At 65.3% G+C, this 17,252-nt stretch carries 16 protein-coding genes and 1 tRNA gene; 8 read left to right on the top strand and 9 right to left on the bottom strand.

Annotation, left to right across the window (positions count from 1 at the left end):
* Positions 1–86: 86 nt before the first annotated feature.
* Together P2Q66_RS04640 and P2Q66_RS04635 are read right to left on the bottom strand one after the other, a co-directional pair.
* On the bottom strand, positions 87–1,316 hold the full coding sequence (locus P2Q66_RS04640) for a cysteine desulfurase family protein (protein WP_275726004.1): 1,230 nt from the start codon (positions 1,314–1,316) through the stop codon (positions 87–89).
* Between the two features lie 9 nt (positions 1,317–1,325).
* Entirely contained in the window at positions 1,326–2,036 is a 711-nt protein-coding gene (locus P2Q66_RS04635; RefSeq protein WP_275726001.1) for a helix-turn-helix domain-containing protein, read from the bottom strand.
* A gap of 85 nt (positions 2,037–2,121) precedes the next feature.
* Between P2Q66_RS04635 and P2Q66_RS04630 the strand changes: the two genes are divergently transcribed.
* Positions 2,122–2,541, top strand: coding sequence for a hypothetical protein (locus tag P2Q66_RS04630; RefSeq protein WP_115525100.1), 420 nt, complete (start codon positions 2,122–2,124; stop codon positions 2,539–2,541).
* Positions 2,542–2,640: 99 nt separating this feature from the next.
* On the opposite strand, the gene P2Q66_RS04625 is transcribed toward P2Q66_RS04630, so the two are convergent.
* On the bottom strand, positions 2,641–3,333 hold the full coding sequence (locus P2Q66_RS04625) for a hypothetical protein (protein ID WP_275725998.1): 693 nt from the start codon (positions 3,331–3,333) through the stop codon (positions 2,641–2,643).
* Between the two features lie 181 nt (positions 3,334–3,514).
* Here P2Q66_RS04625 and P2Q66_RS04620 point away from each other — a divergent pair, with 181 nt between their 5' ends.
* From P2Q66_RS04620 to P2Q66_RS04605, 4 genes are all read left to right on the top strand, one after another.
* Entirely contained in the window at positions 3,515–4,456 is a 942-nt protein-coding gene (locus tag P2Q66_RS04620; RefSeq protein ID WP_275725996.1) for a J domain-containing protein, read from the top strand.
* A gap of 22 nt (positions 4,457–4,478) precedes the next feature.
* Positions 4,479–4,946, top strand: coding sequence for a tRNA (cytidine(34)-2'-O)-methyltransferase (locus tag P2Q66_RS04615; protein WP_275725994.1), 468 nt, complete (start codon positions 4,479–4,481; stop codon positions 4,944–4,946).
* Between the two features lie 201 nt (positions 4,947–5,147).
* Positions 5,148–5,756: an ECF RNA polymerase sigma factor SigK gene (gene sigK, locus P2Q66_RS04610; protein WP_275725990.1), complete on the top strand. Its 609-nt coding sequence runs from the start codon at positions 5,148–5,150 to the stop codon at positions 5,754–5,756.
* A gap of 10 nt (positions 5,757–5,766) precedes the next feature.
* Entirely contained in the window at positions 5,767–6,627 is an 861-nt protein-coding gene (locus tag P2Q66_RS04605; RefSeq protein WP_275726044.1) for an anti-sigma factor, read from the top strand.
* Between the two features lie 77 nt (positions 6,628–6,704).
* Here the strand turns inward: P2Q66_RS04605 and P2Q66_RS04600 are convergent, their stop codons facing one another.
* The 4 genes from P2Q66_RS04600 to P2Q66_RS04585 form a co-directional block, all read right to left on the bottom strand.
* Positions 6,705–7,484, bottom strand: coding sequence for a PIG-L deacetylase family protein (locus tag P2Q66_RS04600; RefSeq protein WP_275725988.1), 780 nt, complete (start codon positions 7,482–7,484; stop codon positions 6,705–6,707).
* A 4-nt stretch (positions 7,485–7,488) separates the two neighbouring features.
* Positions 7,489–8,436, bottom strand: a complete 948-nt coding sequence (locus tag P2Q66_RS04595) for an electron transfer flavoprotein subunit alpha/FixB family protein (protein ID WP_275725987.1) — start codon at positions 8,434–8,436, stop codon at positions 7,489–7,491.
* A gap of 14 nt (positions 8,437–8,450) precedes the next feature.
* Complete coding sequence (locus tag P2Q66_RS04590) at positions 8,451–9,251, bottom strand: electron transfer flavoprotein subunit beta/FixA family protein (protein ID WP_079597276.1); 801 nt, start codon at positions 9,249–9,251, stop codon at positions 8,451–8,453.
* Between the two features lie 271 nt (positions 9,252–9,522).
* The gene (locus tag P2Q66_RS04585) at positions 9,523–11,214 is read right to left on the bottom strand and encodes a trypsin-like peptidase domain-containing protein (protein ID WP_275725985.1); all 1,692 of its coding nucleotides are present in this window, start codon (positions 11,212–11,214) and stop codon (positions 9,523–9,525) included.
* 286 nt (positions 11,215–11,500) lie between these two features.
* Here P2Q66_RS04585 and P2Q66_RS04580 point away from each other — a divergent pair, with 286 nt between their 5' ends.
* From P2Q66_RS04580 to P2Q66_RS04570, 3 genes are all read left to right on the top strand, one after another.
* Positions 11,501–13,546, top strand: coding sequence for a TPM domain-containing protein (locus tag P2Q66_RS04580; RefSeq protein WP_275725982.1), 2,046 nt, complete (start codon positions 11,501–11,503; stop codon positions 13,544–13,546).
* Between the two features lie 108 nt (positions 13,547–13,654).
* Positions 13,655–14,449 (top strand): PspA/IM30 family protein, encoded by a 795-nt coding sequence (locus P2Q66_RS04575; protein ID WP_079597279.1) that lies wholly within the window; start codon positions 13,655–13,657, stop codon positions 14,447–14,449.
* A gap of 96 nt (positions 14,450–14,545) precedes the next feature.
* Entirely contained in the window at positions 14,546–15,982 is a 1,437-nt protein-coding gene (locus tag P2Q66_RS04570; RefSeq protein ID WP_275725979.1) for a deoxyribodipyrimidine photo-lyase, read from the top strand.
* On the opposite strand, the gene P2Q66_RS04565 is transcribed toward P2Q66_RS04570, so the two are convergent.
* Positions 15,979–16,911 (bottom strand): cytochrome b/b6 domain-containing protein, encoded by a 933-nt coding sequence (locus P2Q66_RS04565; RefSeq protein WP_275725977.1) that lies wholly within the window; start codon positions 16,909–16,911, stop codon positions 15,979–15,981. The genes P2Q66_RS04570 and P2Q66_RS04565 overlap by 4 nt on opposite strands.
* A gap of 141 nt (positions 16,912–17,052) precedes the next feature.
* Positions 17,053–17,126: transfer RNA gene (locus P2Q66_RS04560), tRNA-Met, on the bottom strand.
* Between the last annotated feature and the right edge of the window lie 126 nt (positions 17,127–17,252).

The following is a 17,252-nucleotide window of genomic DNA, read 5'->3' as shown; positions in this document are numbered from 1 at the left end:
GTCCCGGATACGATCGTCGCCTATCTATTCTACGGCCTCGTGTAAAGGAGCACGGCGCAGGGTCAAGGAGCACGGCGGCAGCGCGGTCAGCTGGCAGCCCGTCCCTGCCGGGCGATGGTGCCTGCAGTCTGGATGGAGGACTCGTGGCCGGCCATACCTGCCTGCCGGGCACGTGCATAGGCGTCCGGAAGGGCGTTCAGCAAGGCGTCGACGTCGGCGTCGGTGGAGGCATGGCCGAGAGTGAACCGCTGCGCGCCCCGCGCCGTTTCCTCGTCAAGTCCCATGGCCAGCAGGACGTGGGACGGGCGCGGCACACCGGCCGTGCACGCCGATCCGGTGGATGACTCAACCCCGGCAAGGTCCAAAAGGAAGAGGAGGGAATCCCCTTCGCAGCCCGGGAAGGTGAAATGCGCATTGCCCGGGAGCCGCCCGGTGCCTGGCGCTCCGCGCAGGACGGCCTCCGGCACCCGCTCGAGCACCCCTTTGATCAGTCGGTCGCGGAGGGCCGTGATCCGGGCGGCTTCACGGGGCAGCGCTGCAGCAGCAGCCTCTGCGGCCGCTGCGAAAGCTGCAATCGAGGCCGTATCCAAGGTGCCGGAGCGGACGTCCCGTTCCTGCCCGCCTCCGTGCTGGACGGGGGTCAGCTTGACCGTCCGCCCCAGCAGGAGGGACCCCACACCCACCGGTCCCCCGATCTTGTGCCCGGAGATGGACATGGCATCCAGGCCGGACGCCTTGAAATCCACGGGGAGCGAACCGAACGCCTGCACGGCATCCGAGTGCACGGGAACGCGGGCGGCATGGGCCAGTTCCACGATCCGATGGACCGGCTGGATGGTACCCACCTCGTTGTTGGCCCACATAACGGTGACCAGCGCGATGGTGTCCGGATCCCGGGACAGCTCACCTTGAAGGAATTCGAGGTCCACCACGCCGTCGCCGTCCACCGGCAGCCACGTCACGTCGGCGCCCTCATGCCGTTCCAGCCACTCCACGGTGTCCAGGACCGCGTGATGTTCGACGGCGGAACAGAGGATGCGCCGCCGCGCGGGGTTCTCTGCCACCCGGGCCCAATACAGGCCCTTGACAGCCAGGTTGTCCGATTCGGTGCCGCCGGACGTAAAGATCACCTCTGATGGATGGGCGCCGGCAGCAGCGGCGACGGCCTCCCGCGCATCCTCAACTGCCCTGCGCGCCCGCCGGCCGGAACCATGCAGCGAGGAGGGGTTTCCGGTGCGGGCAAGTTCACGCGTCAGGGCAGCCAGAGCCTCAGCCGAAAGCGGGGTGGTGGCAGCATGATCGAGGTAGACGGGCACCTTGCAATTCTAGCCCTTGGGCCGGTTGCCGCCCGGTGCCGGAGGCCCTGCCACCTGATGTGCCGGGACAATCCGGGCACAGCAGTAATCCGGCATATCCGCTCCCGCCACGCGTTCCTCCGAGGTGCCGGAACCCACCGCCGCGCCCCGCAGGAACGCGCCGTTCATGGAGCACACCACGCCGGTGTGCGTCCGGGAAAGCCGGTGGAAGGGGCAGTTCGGCAGCAGGAACCCGCCCTCGCCGTCCGGTTCCGGCCGATATCCGGTTGCGGCGAGGAACCGCTCCAGGGATTCGGCTCCCTCGGCCAACTCCCGGCCTTTGTGGAAGGCGATGTCCCGGAGTACCACTCCTGCCGGTTTGCCGGTCTCCTGGGACCTCTCGATGGCGGCGGCCAGGAGCTCGCCTGCAAGGTCGTAATTCCGGTCAGGCACCGAGGCGCCGATTTCGCCCGCTGTGCTCCGGTACATCTTTGCAGGCCTCCCGGACCCGGGGCCGGTTTTTCCCGGCGGCTTGTGGAATTCAACGGCCAGCAGGCCGTCCTGGACCAGCCGGTCCAGGTGGAAGGACACGGTACTCCTCGGAATGCCCGCGGCCCGGGCGGCATCGTCGCGGCTCACGGCATGCGGCGCCGCCGCCACGAATTCGAAGAGCTGGAGCCGCTTTTCGTCTGCCAGGGAGGCGAGCGCAGCCATCCTGTCTGCCCAAGGGAGCCTGGTCATTCCACCCCAATCCAAAGTCAAGATCTCTTGATTATAGACCTGCCCGCTTCTAAAATTGTCATATCTACTTTTAGAAGGAGTTGCTATGAAAACCGCATCCGCAGTGCATGCCCATCACCTCCCGGCAGTTCAACCTGCACGGCAGGCTTTCCTGCTGCTGCGAACTGTGTTTACCGTTGCGCCGATCATCTTCGGCCTGGACAAGTTCACCAACATCCTGGCTGACTGGACGATCTACCTTGCTCCGCAGGCCACCGCGATCGTGCCGATCCCCGCCCAGACCTTCATGTACGTGGTGGGGGCAGTGGAGATTGCCGCCGGTATTATCGTGGCCATCCGCCCGCGGTTTGGTTCGCTCCTGGTGGCGGCCTGGCTGGCCGGCATCATCATCAACCTCCTCCTGCTGGGGAGTTTCTTCGACGTCGCACTGCGCGACTTCGGGCTTCTGGTGGCAGCGCTGGCTTTGAACCGCCTCTCCCGGCCTACAGGAGTGCGCACGGAGTAACTGTGCGCATTGACTACAGCAGAAAAGACCTGCCGGCAGCTGGATATCCAGCGGCCGGCTCTTCCTTTTAAATGCCCAGGAAGCTTGATGCCCGGGAAGCTAGTTCGACGGCGGCAGCACCGGCAGGAACGAGGCTACGTCTGCCCGCGCTGCGGCGAGCGATGCCGCATCGGGGCAGGACACGGAGACATAGACGGACGAGCCGGCGGTGGCGAAGAGCCGGGCCAGGACGACCGCTGCCTTCCCGCCCCGCGGTGCAGCCTGCTCCAGGGCCAGGACTTCCACCCGGCGCACCGGCGCGTCGCGGTCATTTCCCCAGCGAAGGGTGTCTGCCTTCAGGGAGCCCGGCAGCAGGGTCGGATCAAGGTATTCAAAGAGCGCCGCCGTTGATTCACGGTCATCGCCCCGCGCAAGGGCGCCTTGGTTGCTGCGGACTTTGGCAGCCACGAGGCACCCGTCCGCTTTTGCGTACTGGCTCTCGCCGGCGACATTGTCCTTAACCTGCTTCCAGCCAGGCGCATCCTTCAACCCATCCGATATCCCCACGGGGACGTCGCGGGCAAGGGTCCCGCCGGCTGCGAAGGGAAGATCCTGCCCGGCCACGGCGTCAGCGTCATGGCCGGGGGTAATGGTGGGAGTAGCCAGGACCGGAGTGCTTTCAACCACGTCCGGTGCCGCCGGATCCCGCACCTCCACGCTGCATCCGCTCAATAGGACGGCGCCCAGGGCGCCTGCCAGCGCCGCCCCCAGCCACTTCCCGCCAGCCGCCCGTACCGTCGTCGGCATTGTCATGTCCCCCGCTGTTTCATGCCACGGCCCCGCCGGCCGCGCATGCACGAGTCTAGACTGCAGCTCCCGCCGGGAACCTGCACAGCCCAAGCACTCGTTGTCAGGACAGGGCGGGCCGCCGTGCTGGCTAGACTGGGCTGGCTTGGCTCCCCCGCGGGCCGGCCATACAGAAAAGGATGAGTGTTTGACCGAGAGCAGCAGCTCCCACTACCAGGTCCTTCAGGTAGCCGTTACGGCCACTGAGAAGGAAATCAAGGTGGCTTACCGCCGTGCTGCCCGCACCGCCCATCCCGACCATGGCGGTGACGCTGCCGCGTTCCGCCGGGTGACGGCCGCATATGAGACCCTCATTGATCCCCAGCGCCGTAAAGCCTACGACCGTTCGTATGCGGCGGGCCCTGTCCGGGGCAATGCTGCCGACGATGAGCCGCACTTTGATGCTCCTCCCGCCGGCAGCCGGGCGTCGGCCACAGTCCACCGGCCTGGCAGCACCCGCAATACCGCGGGGGATCCGCCTGTCTACGTGCCGCCGTTCACGCCCGGCACTGTTCCGCTGATTCCACCGGCTCAGGCCAGCCAGCAGGTGCACGGGATGCCCCGGAAACGCGGCATCTTTGGAGCCGAAGCACGGATCCAGCGGGAGATGCGCACTGTCCAGCTCCTGACCCGCCAGGTGTTGCCCGCCATCCCCGCCGCCCGGCTCATCAACGGCCTGCAGTCGCCGGCGGACAACAGCCACATCGACCATGCCGTGCTGTCGGGCTACCGGCTCGCCCTGATTAATTCCATGCTCCTGCCCAAGGGGGCGTACGCCTGGGACGGCAGGACCCTGAACCATGGGACGCGCACCATCGCACCGCCGCAGCTGGCCCACCTTGTTCGGGCGATGCAGGACATCTTCCCGGAACTGAACGTCACCGGCTGGACAGTGGTTTTGAGCCCCAGCGGGAACCTGCACGAGCCGGTCATCGACCATCACCGCCGCCCCGCAGGTGCACTCGAAACAGTACAGATCGTCAACGGTGCCGGCATGGTGCGCGGGCTCAAGGAGTTCCTTGCCTCCGGGCCGGCGCCCAATACCGTGAACGTGCCCGTCCTGGCCCGGCTGCTGCGCGGCATGCACTGACAGCGGTCGCTAGGATGGGAATGTGTTCCGCATCCTCTTCCACGCCCCTGAAATTCCCGGCAATACAGGTAACGCCATAAGGCTTGCCGCCATCACCGGGGCTGAACTGCATCTCGTGGAACCACTGGGTTTCGATTTTTCAGACGCCAAGCTGCGCCGCGCCGGGCTCGATTACCATGACCTCGCCGTGGTCACGGTGCATAAGAACATCGAGGACGCCTGGCAGCACCTGCAACCCGAACGCGTCTATGCGTTTACTTCCGATGGAGCGGCCAGCTACACGGACATCGCGTACCAGCCGGGCGACGTCCTGATGTTCGGGCGGGAGTCCGTGGGCCTCCCGGAGGAACTGAAAACGGACTTCCACGTCACCGCCACGGTGCGGCTGCCCATGCTGCCTGCCCTGCGTTCCCTGAACCTGGCCAACGCCGCTTCCATTGCCGTCTACGAGGCGTGGCGGCAGCAGGGGTTTGCCGGCGCGCGGATCTGAGGCCTTCCCTATGGCAGCCGGGGGAAAAATCTTCCGGTGCCGCCCATCCACCCATGCAGCAGCCCCGAATCACTCCTGAGAACATTTCACGGGATCGAGGAGCGGCAGGTGACACTTCTGGAAGCAGGGTCCAGGACCAAAAGCCGCAGCCGCACAGGCACTGCTGAGGATTCACCGCCGGGAGACTTATGCTTGGAAGTAATGGAAACTCCCAACGCGCCACATTCCGAGGCTCCTGCCGCGGTAACCGATCCGCCGGCTGACCTCAGCCAACGCCTTGTAATCCTTTTGGAAGGCATAGCCCGTGAGGACCAGGCGGCCTTTGCGGAGTTCTACCGGCTCACGTCCCGGAGGGTGTTCGGCATGGCCCGCCGGGTTCTGATTGATCCTGAGCTTAGCGAGGACACCACCCAGGAGGTCTTCCTGCAGGTGTGGCAGAACGCGGCAAAGTTCGACCGCCAGGCAGGAAGCCCGCTGTCCTGGTTGATGACTATTTCGCACCGGCGCGCGGTGGACAAAGTCAGGTCCTCGCAGTCCTCAACGGACCGGGAAGCGAAGTACGGCGCCAGCACGCAGGACATCGATCATGACAGCGTTTCTGACGAAGTGGGAAGCAGGCTGGAAGCTGAAGCCGTAGCCCGCTGCCTAGGAACCTTGACCGAAACACAACAGGAGTCCGTACGCCTCGCATACTATGGCGGCCTCACCTACCGGGAGGTCGCAGAACGGCTGAACGCGGCAGTACCCACCATAAAGTCCCGCATCCGCGATGGACTGATCCGATTGAAGACCTGTCTGGGGGTGAGTTGAGATGACAGAAATGAACCATGGGCGCAACGGCCGCTCCGGCTCGTTCGGCGATACCGTTGCCATGGACCTCGCGTCCGGCAGGGCCGTTGACCTGGCTGAGCTGTATGCCCTGGACGCCGTGACGGATCACGAACGGCAAGCCATTGAGGATTACATCTCCACCGCCCCGGAAGCAGAACGGCTCGCATTCCAGGAGCGGGTGCGGCAGGCGCGCGAGACGCTGGCCAGAACTTTCCACGTTGAAGAGGAACCTCCGGCCGATCTGTTCAACCGGATTGTGGCCCAGTTGCCGCCCCAGCACGGCGTGCACCGGGAAGACGTGCACCGGGACGACTTGCTGCCGGACGCCCAAACCGGCGCCACCGCTGCCGTTCCCGTAGCCGGCGACGAGCTCGCCAAGGCCCGCCAGCGCAGGGAAGAACGGCGCCGGCCCGGTGCCCGCCGTTGGCTTGCCGGAGTGGCAGCAGCTGCGGCGATCGCATTGGGCGGCGTCGGAGTGGGGTCATACCTCGCGGACCAGAACGACCCCCTGAACCAGGTGGTCCGTGCCGGCGACCTTCGCGAGGCATCGGTGGATGTGTCCGGGGGCGGCACCGCCACCCTCCTCATCTCCTCCTCCGAGGACGCCGCCGTGGTGAAGATGAATGGCGTCCCCGCTCCGCCTGAGGGCAAGGTCTACCAGATGTGGCTGATTCCCAAGGACGGCTCTGCCCCCGTGTCACAGGGGTTGATGGACGAGGAAGCCCTGTCCAAGCCTGCTGTTGTGCAGGGCATTTCCTCCGCGGCTGCGTTGGGGATAACCGTCGAACCCGTGGGCGGATCCCAGTCACCCACCCTGCCCACGGTCGCCGCCGCACCCTTGGGAGCGTAGCCGGAAAGCGGCAACACGCTGAAGAACGCCCCGTTTCCGGCCAGGAAACGGGGCGTTCTTGTATATAGAAACAGATTTTAGAAGCCGGCGATGGTTCCGGGACCGTTGACGGCAACAACGTGGAACGCCTCCGCGCTGCGGCCCTCCGGAAGTCCCGCCCGGTCCGCGTTTGTCCGCATCCCCTGCCGGACAGTTGCCTCCATGGCTTCCACATCGGGGTGCTGGCTGACGTGGACATGGATCGCCTTCAGCTTGGCTTCCACCTGGCCGGTGACATCCACGAAGTGGTTCTCCCGCTCCTCCGGCCCCGCGTACAGCCAGAGCCACGGCAGCTTGTAGGCTTCAAGCCCTGATTCGGCGAGTTCAGGGTAGGCGAAGGGGTTTTCCAGCGCAGGGTACACCGCCCGGGTGACGGCCTCGCCCACCGCCAGGTGGTCGGGGTGGCTCTTCTGGATGCGCCGCCAGTTCCGTTCCGGATGCATGGACAGCACGACGTCGGGACGGATTTCCCGGATCAGCTTCACCACGCCCCGCATCACCTCGTGCGAGGGTTCGAGGTATCCGTCCCGCTGGTGAAGGTAGTGGATGTCGGTGACGCCCACCAGCCCGGCGGCGCGGCGCTGTTCGGCGTCCCGCATGGCGATGATGTTGGCCCGGTGTGCCGGGTCGAAGCCCCCCGCGTCGCCGTCGGTCATGATGCAGTAGCTGACCTGCACCCCCGCGGCCGTCCAGGCGGCGATGGTGCCTGCGGCACCAAAGTCGATGTCGTCCGGGTGGGCCGCAAAACAGAGCACCCGCCCAACCCGGTCCGTGGCCGGGTTGAACGGGCTCTGTGCCTGCTCGTTGGAGGCAGTCAAGGAATCAGCCTTTTCGCTTCTTGATCTCTTCCGTAGCCTGCGGCAGCACATCGAAGACGTCCCCGATGATGCCGAAATCGGCAATCTCGAAGACCGGCGACTCCGCGTCCTTGTTGACGGCAACGATGACCTTGGAGGTCTGCATCCCGGCCTTCTGCTGGATGGCCCCGGAAATGCCGGCTGAGATGTAGAGCTGGGGGGACACGGTCTTGCCGGTCTGGCCCACCTGTGCGTCATGGCTGATCCAGCCTGCGTCCGTGGCTGCGCGCGACGCTCCCACGGCTGCGCCCAGTGCGTCGGCGAGCTCTTCGACGGGTCCGAAGTCGCCGTCCAGGCCGCGTCCGCCGGCCACCACGATCCGGGCGTCGGTGAGGTCGGGCCGTCCGCTGGCCACCTTCTGCTCGCGGGCGGTGATCCGGGCAGCTGCGGCCGCGGCCGGCACCTCTACGGTGACGGTTTCCGGCGTGGAGGGGACAGTGGCAGGCTCGGCCGTGATGTTGTTGGCCTTAACGGTCACTACTGACACGGAAGTGGTGGCCTTGCAGGAAGTGTTGTAGGAGCCGGCCAGGACGGACTTGTGCGCGGTTCCATCCGCGTCCACGGCTATGGCGTCGGTGATAACGCCGGCGTTCAGCCGGATCGCCACACGGGCGGCAATCTCCTTGCCCTCGGGCGAGTTGTCGAGCAGGACGATGCCCGCGCCGGTGGTTTCCGCGGCCGCGGCGACGTAGGCAGCCTTCGGGGCAACCAGGAAGTCGTCGAGGTCCTGGGCCGAGGGGCGCACCACCGTGCTGACGCCGTATTCGGCGAAGGCAGCCGCAACGCCGTCGGAAAGCTCCCCGTTGAGGGCCACAGCGCTCTCCCCCAGTGAACGTGCCAGTGTCAGCAGCTCGAGGTAGCTCTTTTTGACGGCAGCGCCCGGGTTGTCGATGAATACAAGTACTTTTGCCATGTCTGTGATCCCTCTTAGAGCAGCTTCTGGGCGGCCAGGAAGTCAACCAGCTTGATGCCGGCATCGCCTTCGTCGGTGATGATGGTGCCCGCGGTGCGGGGCGGGCGTTCCTCTGCATTGATGATGCTGGTCCAAGACCCGGCGAAGCCCACCTGTGCCTGGTCAACACCAATGTCCGCGAGCGACAGTGTGGTGATGCTCTTGCGCTTGGCGGCGATGATGCCCTTGAAGTTGGGGTACCGGGGCTCATTGATCTGGTCCGTCACGGACACAACGGCGGGCAGGGATGCTTCCACCGTTTCGGAGAACGTATCGGCATCGCGCCGCGCCGTCAGCCTGCCGCCGCTGACCTCCAGCGACGAGGCAAAGGTGACCTGGGGCAGGCCAAGCCGTTCCGCCAGCTGCGCCGGAACCAGGGAGGTTTCGCCGTCGGTGGAAGCCATGCCGGTGATCACCAGGTCCACCGGCGCGGACTGGCCCAGGTACCGGACGGTGGCCGCCAACGCGAGGGATGTAGCGGCGGCGTCGGACCCGGCCAGCGCGTCATCGGTGAGGTGGACCCCCTCGGTGGCCCCGATCTGGAGTGCCTTCTTGATGGCATTGACGGCCCCGGCAGGACCCATGCTCAGGGCGATGACCTGGTTGCCCGCCTTGCTGCCGCCACGTGCCTCGGCGAGCTGCAGTGCCGCCTCAAGTGCGTATTCGTCGAGCTCGGACAGGATGCTCTCATCGCGGTCCGTCGTGTACCCCTCCCCGTTGAGGTGACGGTCGAACTGGGCGTCCGGTACATGCTTGACCAGGACGATGATCTTCAATGTATCTTCCACTGTATTGACAGCAGCCTTCCATGCTTGTGGACAGCCAGCCGGGTGAGGTCGTGGCCGCGGAATGCCCGGCATACGGGTAGCTCCTAGCTAACCATATAGGCCCGCCCCTGCGCGCTCTTCCGTTAACGCCTGTGTCAGCACTCCCCTGACGCCGGCGCCTGGCTTCCCCACGAGGTGGAAACAACGACGGCGACGCCCCCGCCCGAAGGTGGGGACGCCGCCGTCGTACTGCTGCTTCGCGGTTAGCGCCGTACGGCACTTAGCTCGCTGCGGTGCCCAGCGTGACGTCGAACGTCTGTTCCTGGCCGTTCCGCAGTACGGTGATCTTCACTTTGGAACCGCCGGGTTGCTCACGCACAGCCGCGGTCAGTTGCTCAGGTTCACCGACTGCAAGGTCGTTGAACCTCGTGATCACGTCACCCACCCTGATACCTGCCTTGGCGGCTGCCGAGTCCGGTTCCACGGTGGCGACGTCCGCGCCTACAGAGAACTCTGAGGACGCGCTCGTGCCCTTCGGCTTGACGCTGACACCCAGCTGCCCGTGGGAAGCCTTGCCGGTCTCGATGATTTCCCGGGCAACCCGCTTGGCGTGGTTGATGGGGATGCTGAAGCCGACGCCGATGTTTCCGCTCGTGGAGGATGCGCTTGAGCCCGCCGACGCGATGGCCACGTTGACGCCGATAATCTCACCGTTGCTGTTGACCAGGGCGCCGCCTGAGTTGCCCGGGTTGATGGCTGCGTCCGTCTGGATGACGTTGATGGATATTTGGCCCTGTTCTGCAGTCTGCTGGCTCTGTCCACCGCCCGGAGGCGCGAACTGGAAGCCGCCCTCGTCGTCGCCCTCGGCGTTGTCCCCCTCTTCGGGGGCAGCTGCCGACGCAACACTGATGGTCCTGTTGAGGGTGGAGACGATTCCGTCGGTGACGGTTCCGGTGAGACCCAGCGGAGAGCCGATGGCGATGGCAGTGTCTCCCACGTTCAGCTTCCCGGAATCGCCAAGGGTGGCCGGGGTGAGGCCCGAGCCTGCGTCCACCTTGATCACGGCGAGGTCCGACAACGGATCCGTGCCGACCAGCTTCGCAGGGATGACCCGGCCGTCACTCGAGCGGACCTCAAGGTTCGCATTCGCCGTCTGGCCGTCGAGGGTGACCACGTGGGTGTTGGTGAGGATGTGTCCCTGGTCGTCCAGCACGATGCCCGAACCGGTGCCGCCCGCACTGCCGGTGGAAGCACTGATGGTTACCACGCTGGGTGAAGCCTTCACTGCTGCTGCAGTGATCTCGTTGACCGAGTCCTGGTTGTTGACGATGACGGTGCCGGGCTGGGCGTTGCTGCTGGTGCTGGCCGGGGTTCCGGAGGTACCGAACCATTCAGCGGAGCCCACCGTGGCCACGCCGCCACCCACCAGGCCGGCGGCGAGGATGCTGGCCACCAGCGTGCCGACGCCGAAGCTGGCTTTCCGCCGCGGGGCATCCTTGGGATTCGGCGCGAGGCCCACCGCTCCGCCCTGGAATTCATGCGCACCCTGGGCCTGGTGGCCGATGTCCTGATGGCCGTTGTGCTGGTGGCCGTTGTGCAGCTGGCCCTGGGGACTGTGCTGGGGGTACTGCTGCGTATGCTGCTGACCCTGGCCGTAGTACCCGGACTGGCCGTAGAAAGGCTGGCGCTGGGGATAGTCGGGGCGGGGAGCTCCGGGGAGTTCCTGCGTGGGGTTCGCCCACTGCGGCTGGTCCAGCCTTTCCGTGGGGTACTGCTGAGGAGCCGGGACGTGTCCGCCGTCGGGCTGGTCACCTGCTGCCAGGCGTTGGCTTGCCGCGTCCTCCGCACCGCGGGCTTCCGCATGCTGAGCCTCCGCGGAACCCTCCCCCGGCTGCGGGTGCTGCTGCCACGGATTCCGGTTGCCCGGACGGTTATCCTCGGCGCCCTGTCCGGGAGTGTGGTTCTCAGTCATGGGACTTCCTTTCATCCTCGTCTGCATTAACTATGAACTCATTGGCTGGAACAAGCTCGGATGTTTGCTGAGAGCTTCCTGATGGCCCTTTTTCCCCTGTGCGCCGCCCCCGCATGCGTTTCGCTGGTGGCATATTCCCGCCGATGGACGGGCTGTGGGGTGCACCATAGAATCAAGATGAATTGCCACAGCGACCTGCGGCTTCACACCAAGCGTGGGGGCGCTGCTGGATTCTGAGACGACTGATTCGTCCCGAATCGGTGTCAGGCGTGCTGAAGGGTTGCACATGCGGTCAAAGTTCAAACGTATACTCGCCGTCATCGGCCTCACCGGCCTGCTGGCGGTACCCGCCGGCGCGGCCTGGGCAGAGGACCCAGTGACCATTCCCTCGGGAACCAACATTGTGGACGACGCCAACATTCTTGGCAGCCGCAAGGGTGAAGTGCAGGAAGCGATCTCGAAGCTTCTGAAAGACCACAAATACAATCTCTATGTTGTGACCGTTGATTCGTTCACCAATCCCGCCGATCCTGCAGCCTGGGCACAGGCCGTAGCGACGAATAAGAGCATGGGCCGGTCCGACGCCATCCTCGCGATAGCGGAAGAAGGCAAATTCAGCTTCGTATTGAACTCGGCCAGTCCCATCAAGCCCAAGCAGGGGGCCATCAGTCAAAACGCCGTCACGGCCAACCTGGCGGGCGGCAACCCCGACTTCGCCCAGGCCGCAATTGACACCGCAGCGGCCATCGGTGACGCCGCTGGTGGTGGAAGCGGAACGGTTCCTTCCGATAACGGAGCCGGCACTGCCGTCCTCGTTGGCACCGGCGTCGTGGCGGCCGGTGGCGCAGGCGCTTACCTGTACTTCCGCAACAAGCGCAAAAAAGCCGCCGGCCAGGCAGCGACAGGCAGCTACGGGCCGCAGGGCGCCGAACTCGATCCGCTGGCCTCGCTCAGCGTTGAGGAACTGCGCCGCAAGAGCGGCTCCCTGCTGATCGAAGCCGACGACGCCATCAAGTCCAGCGAGCAGGAACTGATGTTCGCGCAGGCACAGTACGGTGATTCCGCCGTCGGCAACTTCACCAAGGCCCTGGACGAAGCCAAAGGCCACATGACGGAATCGTTCAAGCTTCAGCAGCAGCTGGACGACCACATTCCCGACACTGAAGAGCAACAGCGCACGTGGCTTGGCGAGATCATCCGCCGTTCGGAAGCTGCCCTGGCATCCCTGCAGGAACAGAAGGCCGATTTCGATTCCCTGCGGGAGCTTGAGAAGAACGCCCCGCAGGCACTCGCAGCCGTCAATGCAGGAGCCCGTGAAGCAGATGCAAAAATTGCAAGTGCGGAGCAGTCCCTCGGCACCCTGCGCGCCAAGTACGCCGAGAGCGCCCTGACCCAGGTCTCCGACAACATCCTGCAGGCCAAGGAACGCCTGGCCTTCGTCCAGAACGCCACCGCCACCGCACAGCAAAAGCTGGGCGAGGGCGAAGGCAGCCTGGCAGCCGTGGCCGTCCGGGCAGCAGAGGAAAGCCTGCACCAGACCAACGTCCTCCTGGACGCCATCTCCAAGGTCTCGTCCAATCTGGACGAAGCGAGGAACAGCCTCGAGGCAGCAGTGGCTGACACCTCGCAGGACCTTGCCCAGGCAAGGGCGATAATCCAGTCCGGCGCCCACTCCGAGCTGGCCGGTCCGGTGGCAGGTGTGGAAGCGGCACTGGGGCAGGTGAAAGCGGAGATGCAGGGCGGAAAGATCGATCCGATCGCCACCCTCCAGCGCGTTGAGACCGCCCATCAGTCCCTCGACCAGGCGCTGACCGGCATCCGGGACCAGCAGGAGCAGGCGCGCCGTGCGCAGGCATCGCTCCAGCAGACCATCATGTCTGCCCAAGCCCAGATCAGTGCAACGTCCGACTACATCACCGCCCGGCGCGGCGGTGTGGGCACCGAGGCGCGCACCCGGCTGGCAGAGTCGCAGCGGAACCTCGACTATGCGCTGTCCATTGCCCGGACCGATCCGGTCACTGCATTGACCTACGCCCAACAGGCTCACGCGCTCGCTGCGCAGGCGGCCCAGTTGGCACAGGCTGACGTGGACCACTTCGACGGCTACGCCAACCAGGGCTACGGCCGGGGCGGCATGTTCGGCGGCGGTGGAGGTGGCGGCCTCGGCGGCGCCATCCTGGGCGGCATCCTCATCAACTCCATCCTTAACGGAGGCGGCGGCGGGGGCTGGGGCGGCGGCCACAGCGACGGCGGGGGCTGGGGCGGAGGTGACTTCGGCGGCGGCGACTTCGGTGGCGGAGACTTCGGCGGAGGAGACTCGGGAAGTTTCTGACAATCAGAGATTGGACGTTTGACGGGGTCCCGGCGGGCGGACAGAAGCAGTACACCCACTGTTCACGGATTTCAGTGGTCATCACAGAGCAGGACGAAAGGTAACACCATGGTTAAGCAGTCCATTTTCGGCCGTGTCGCACAGCTGGCAAAGGCAAACATCAACTCCTTGCTGGATAACGCTGAGGACCCGCAGAAGATGCTGGACCAGATGGTCCGGGACTACACCAACAACATCGCCGAAGCGGAGTCCGCCGTCGCACAGACCATCGGCAACCTCCGCATGCTCGAGGACGACTACAACGAGGATGTCAAGAACTCGCGCGACTGGGGAAACAAGGCACTTGCCGCTTCCCGTAAGGCCGATGAATACCGTGCCAACGGCAATGTGACGGACGCCGAAAAGTTCGACAACCTGGCCAAGGTTGCCCTGCAGCGGCAGATGGCCGCCGAAAATGAGGCCAAGGGCGCCGAACCGAGCATCGCTTCCCAGCGGGAAGTAGTGGACAAGCTGAAGACCGGCCTGGACCAGATGAAGGGCAAGCTCAACCAGCTGACCAGCAAGCGCAACGAACTGGTGGCCCGCTCCAAGACCGCGGCTGCGCAGTCGCAGGTCCACGACGCCATCAAGAGCATTGACATCATGGACCCCACCAGCGAGGTGGGCCGCTTCGAGGAGAAGATCCGCCGCGAAGAGGCGAAGGTCCGTGGGCAGCAGGAACTGGCGGCGTCAAGCCTCGATGCGCAGTTCAACCAGCTCGAGGACCTTGGTGAGCAGGTGGAGATTGAAGCCCGCCTGGCAGCGTTGAAGTCGGGCGGCGCCTCAAAGCCTGCCATCGGCGCAGCCGGCTCTGCCAACTCCGATGAATCCACCACGACTGAAATCGACTACGACAAGCTCTGACGGATAGCAGAAGCAGCCCTCGTGAAGGGCGTTGGGTAAGGGCCGGGGCCGGAAGCTCCGGCCCTTACCCATGCCGCAGGTGTGTAGCGTGGTGGCATGTCTTCTTCCGATGTGACGTCCCTGGTGTGGCTGCGTGACGATCTTCGTTTGGACGACAACCCTGCGTTGTCTGAGGCTGCCGCACTCGGGCTCCCCCTGACGGTGGTGTACATCCTGGACGAGGAGTCCGAGGGAGTCCGTGCTCTGGGAGGGGCGGCACGCTGGTGGCTGCACCATTCCCTGGCGGCGCTGTCCGGATCGCTTGAAGCCAAGGGCTCGCGCCTGCTTCTCCGCCGCGGTCCCGCGGCAGACACGATCAGGGAACTGGCGTCTGAGACCGGCGCTGGCTATTTTTTCTGGAACCGGCGCTACGGCCTTCCGGAGCGCACCGTGGACGCCGCCGTCAAGGCCTGGGCAGCGGACAACGGCTTGGAAGCATCGAGCTACCAGGCAAACCTGCTGTTCGAGCCATGGACGGTGCGCACAGGTGCCGGCGGACCGTACAAGGTGTTTACGCCGTTCTGGCGTACCTGCCTGGCCGGCCATGAAGTCCGTGACCCCTTGGAGCCTCCCCGCAGCCTGCCGTCACCAGCCGCTCCGAAGGGCCGCCTGCCGCAGGGCGACGACCTGGACAGCTGGCAGCTGCTGCCCGCCTCCCCCGATTGGAGCGGCGGCCTGGCTGACACCTGGGAGCCCGGTGAAGACGGCGCGCTGCACCGGCTGGAGGACTTCCTTGCCGGACCAGCCGAAGACTACGGCACGGGGAGGAACATTCCCGGTGCCGAAGGGACCAGCCGGCTCTCGCCGCACCTGAGGTTCGGCGAAATGAGTCCCTTCCGGGTGTGGCGGGAAATACGCCGGCGGTTCTCGCACAAGATGCCGGCCGACGTCGGGATTTTCCGTTCGGAACTCGGCTGGCGAGAGTTCTGCTGGCACCTGCTGTATGCTAACCCGCACCTTGCCACCCGCAACTACCGGGCCGAGTTCGACCGGTTTGAGTGGCAGTCCCTCGGCAAGGAGGAACTCCAGGCGTGGCAGCAGGGGCGCACGGGCTATCCGCTCGTGGACGCCGGCATGCGCCAGCTCTGGCAGACCGGCTGGATGCACAACCGCGTCCGGATGGCCGCTGCCTCGTTCCTGGTCAAGAACCTGCTGGCTGACTGGCGCATCGGGGAGGAATGGTTCTGGGACACCCTGGTGGACGCAGATGCCGCCAGCAACCCTGCCAACTGGCAATGGGTGGCAGGGTCGGGCGCCGACGCCTCGCCCTACTACCGGATCTTCAACCCGGTAACGCAAAGCAGGAAATTCGACGCCGCCGGGGCTTACCTCCGTGAGTTCGTCCCTGAGCTCGCCAGCCTTGACGCCAAGGCCATTCATGAACCATGGAAGGCCGGTGTGCCGGAGTACCCGGCCCCCCTCGTTGAATTGCCCGAATCGAGGGAGCGGGCCCTGGAGGCTTACCAGAGGCTTAAGGATTCCCAGGCGGGTTAGCGGCTGACCTTGCCCATCAGGGAAGCAATGGGCCGCAGGAAGATCGGACGGGCAAGGAACCAGGCCGCCACCATGACCACCACCGAGGCGACGAAGACCCAGAAGCCGAACCACCCGTCGTCGTCACGCACGCCGTACATGTGGTTGAGGTTGCGCAGCGCGCCGGTGGCCAGCACCAGGAAGACGTGCACCACGATGAAGGCCACGAAGTAGATCATTACCGGGAAGTGGACGGCGCGGGCCCACTCGATGGGGAACGCCTTGTTCAGGCCGGCCGCCTTTTTGGGCCAGGCCGAGGACATGCGGAGGCCGGTGATGAACGCAAGCGGCGCGGCGATGAAAACCGTGACGAAGTAGGCCAGCAGCTGCAGCGCGTTGTAGTTGATCCAGCCGTTCTCCGTTGGCCAGTTGAGCGACGCATACTGCAGGGCCGCCGAGAGGGCGTTCGGGAACACGTCCCAGCTCGTGGGGACGATGCGCATCCACTGTCCGGTGGCGAAGAGCAGGACCGCGAACACGAGCCCGTTGAGGATCCACAGCGCGTCCAGGGTCAGGTGGAACCACAGTTCCAGGCTGATCTTGGTGGGAGCGTTTTTGGTCCGGATCAGGCCCTTGTTGTTACGGGTCCAGTGCCCGCTGGGACGGGTGGTGGTCCGCACCTGCCAGCCGGTGCGGATGATCAGGAGCAGGAAGAACGCATTCAGGAAGTGCTGCCAGGCCAGCCAGGCCGGAAAACCCACCGGAGCATTGTCGGGAAGCTCCGAGTGGCCCGGGTAGTCGGCCACGAACGAGGCAACAGCCGGCAACCCCATCAGCCATTTGGCAAGCAGCACCACCAGGACCAGCGCCACGAGGACGGCGGGCACCCCCCAGTAGAGTCGGGACCGCTTACCCGCGGCGGTGCCGGGCTTCTTCGTGGGTGTGGACATCGAACAACATTCCTCTCGAGAATGACTGGCCAAGTACTCACTGCGCGTGAGGCTCTGCGAAAGAGAATACTAGGAACTACCCGTATCCAAGGAAAAAGAAGACCCCGTCCGGCATATCTGCCGTACGGGGTCTTCACATAGTTGCGGGGACAGGATTTGAACCTGTGACCTCTGGGTTATGAGCCCAGCGAGCTACCGAACTGCTCCACCCCGCGTCGCTGAAACAACACTACCCTATTTTCGCGGCAGGTTTTTCCACCCTGCATTCCGGCGCCGAAACGGGTCCGCGGAGGGACCCCTTCCGGCCGCTGACCGCTACCCTTGATTCGGCATCGGCGTTG

It is taken from the genome of Arthrobacter sp. Cr_A7, from assembly GCF_029222765.1.
In the GTDB taxonomy this organism is placed as follows: Bacteria; Actinomycetota; Actinomycetes; order Actinomycetales; family Micrococcaceae; genus Arthrobacter.
Note: the sequence above shows the minus strand (reverse complement) of the source record. Positions and strands in the feature narration are given on the sequence as shown.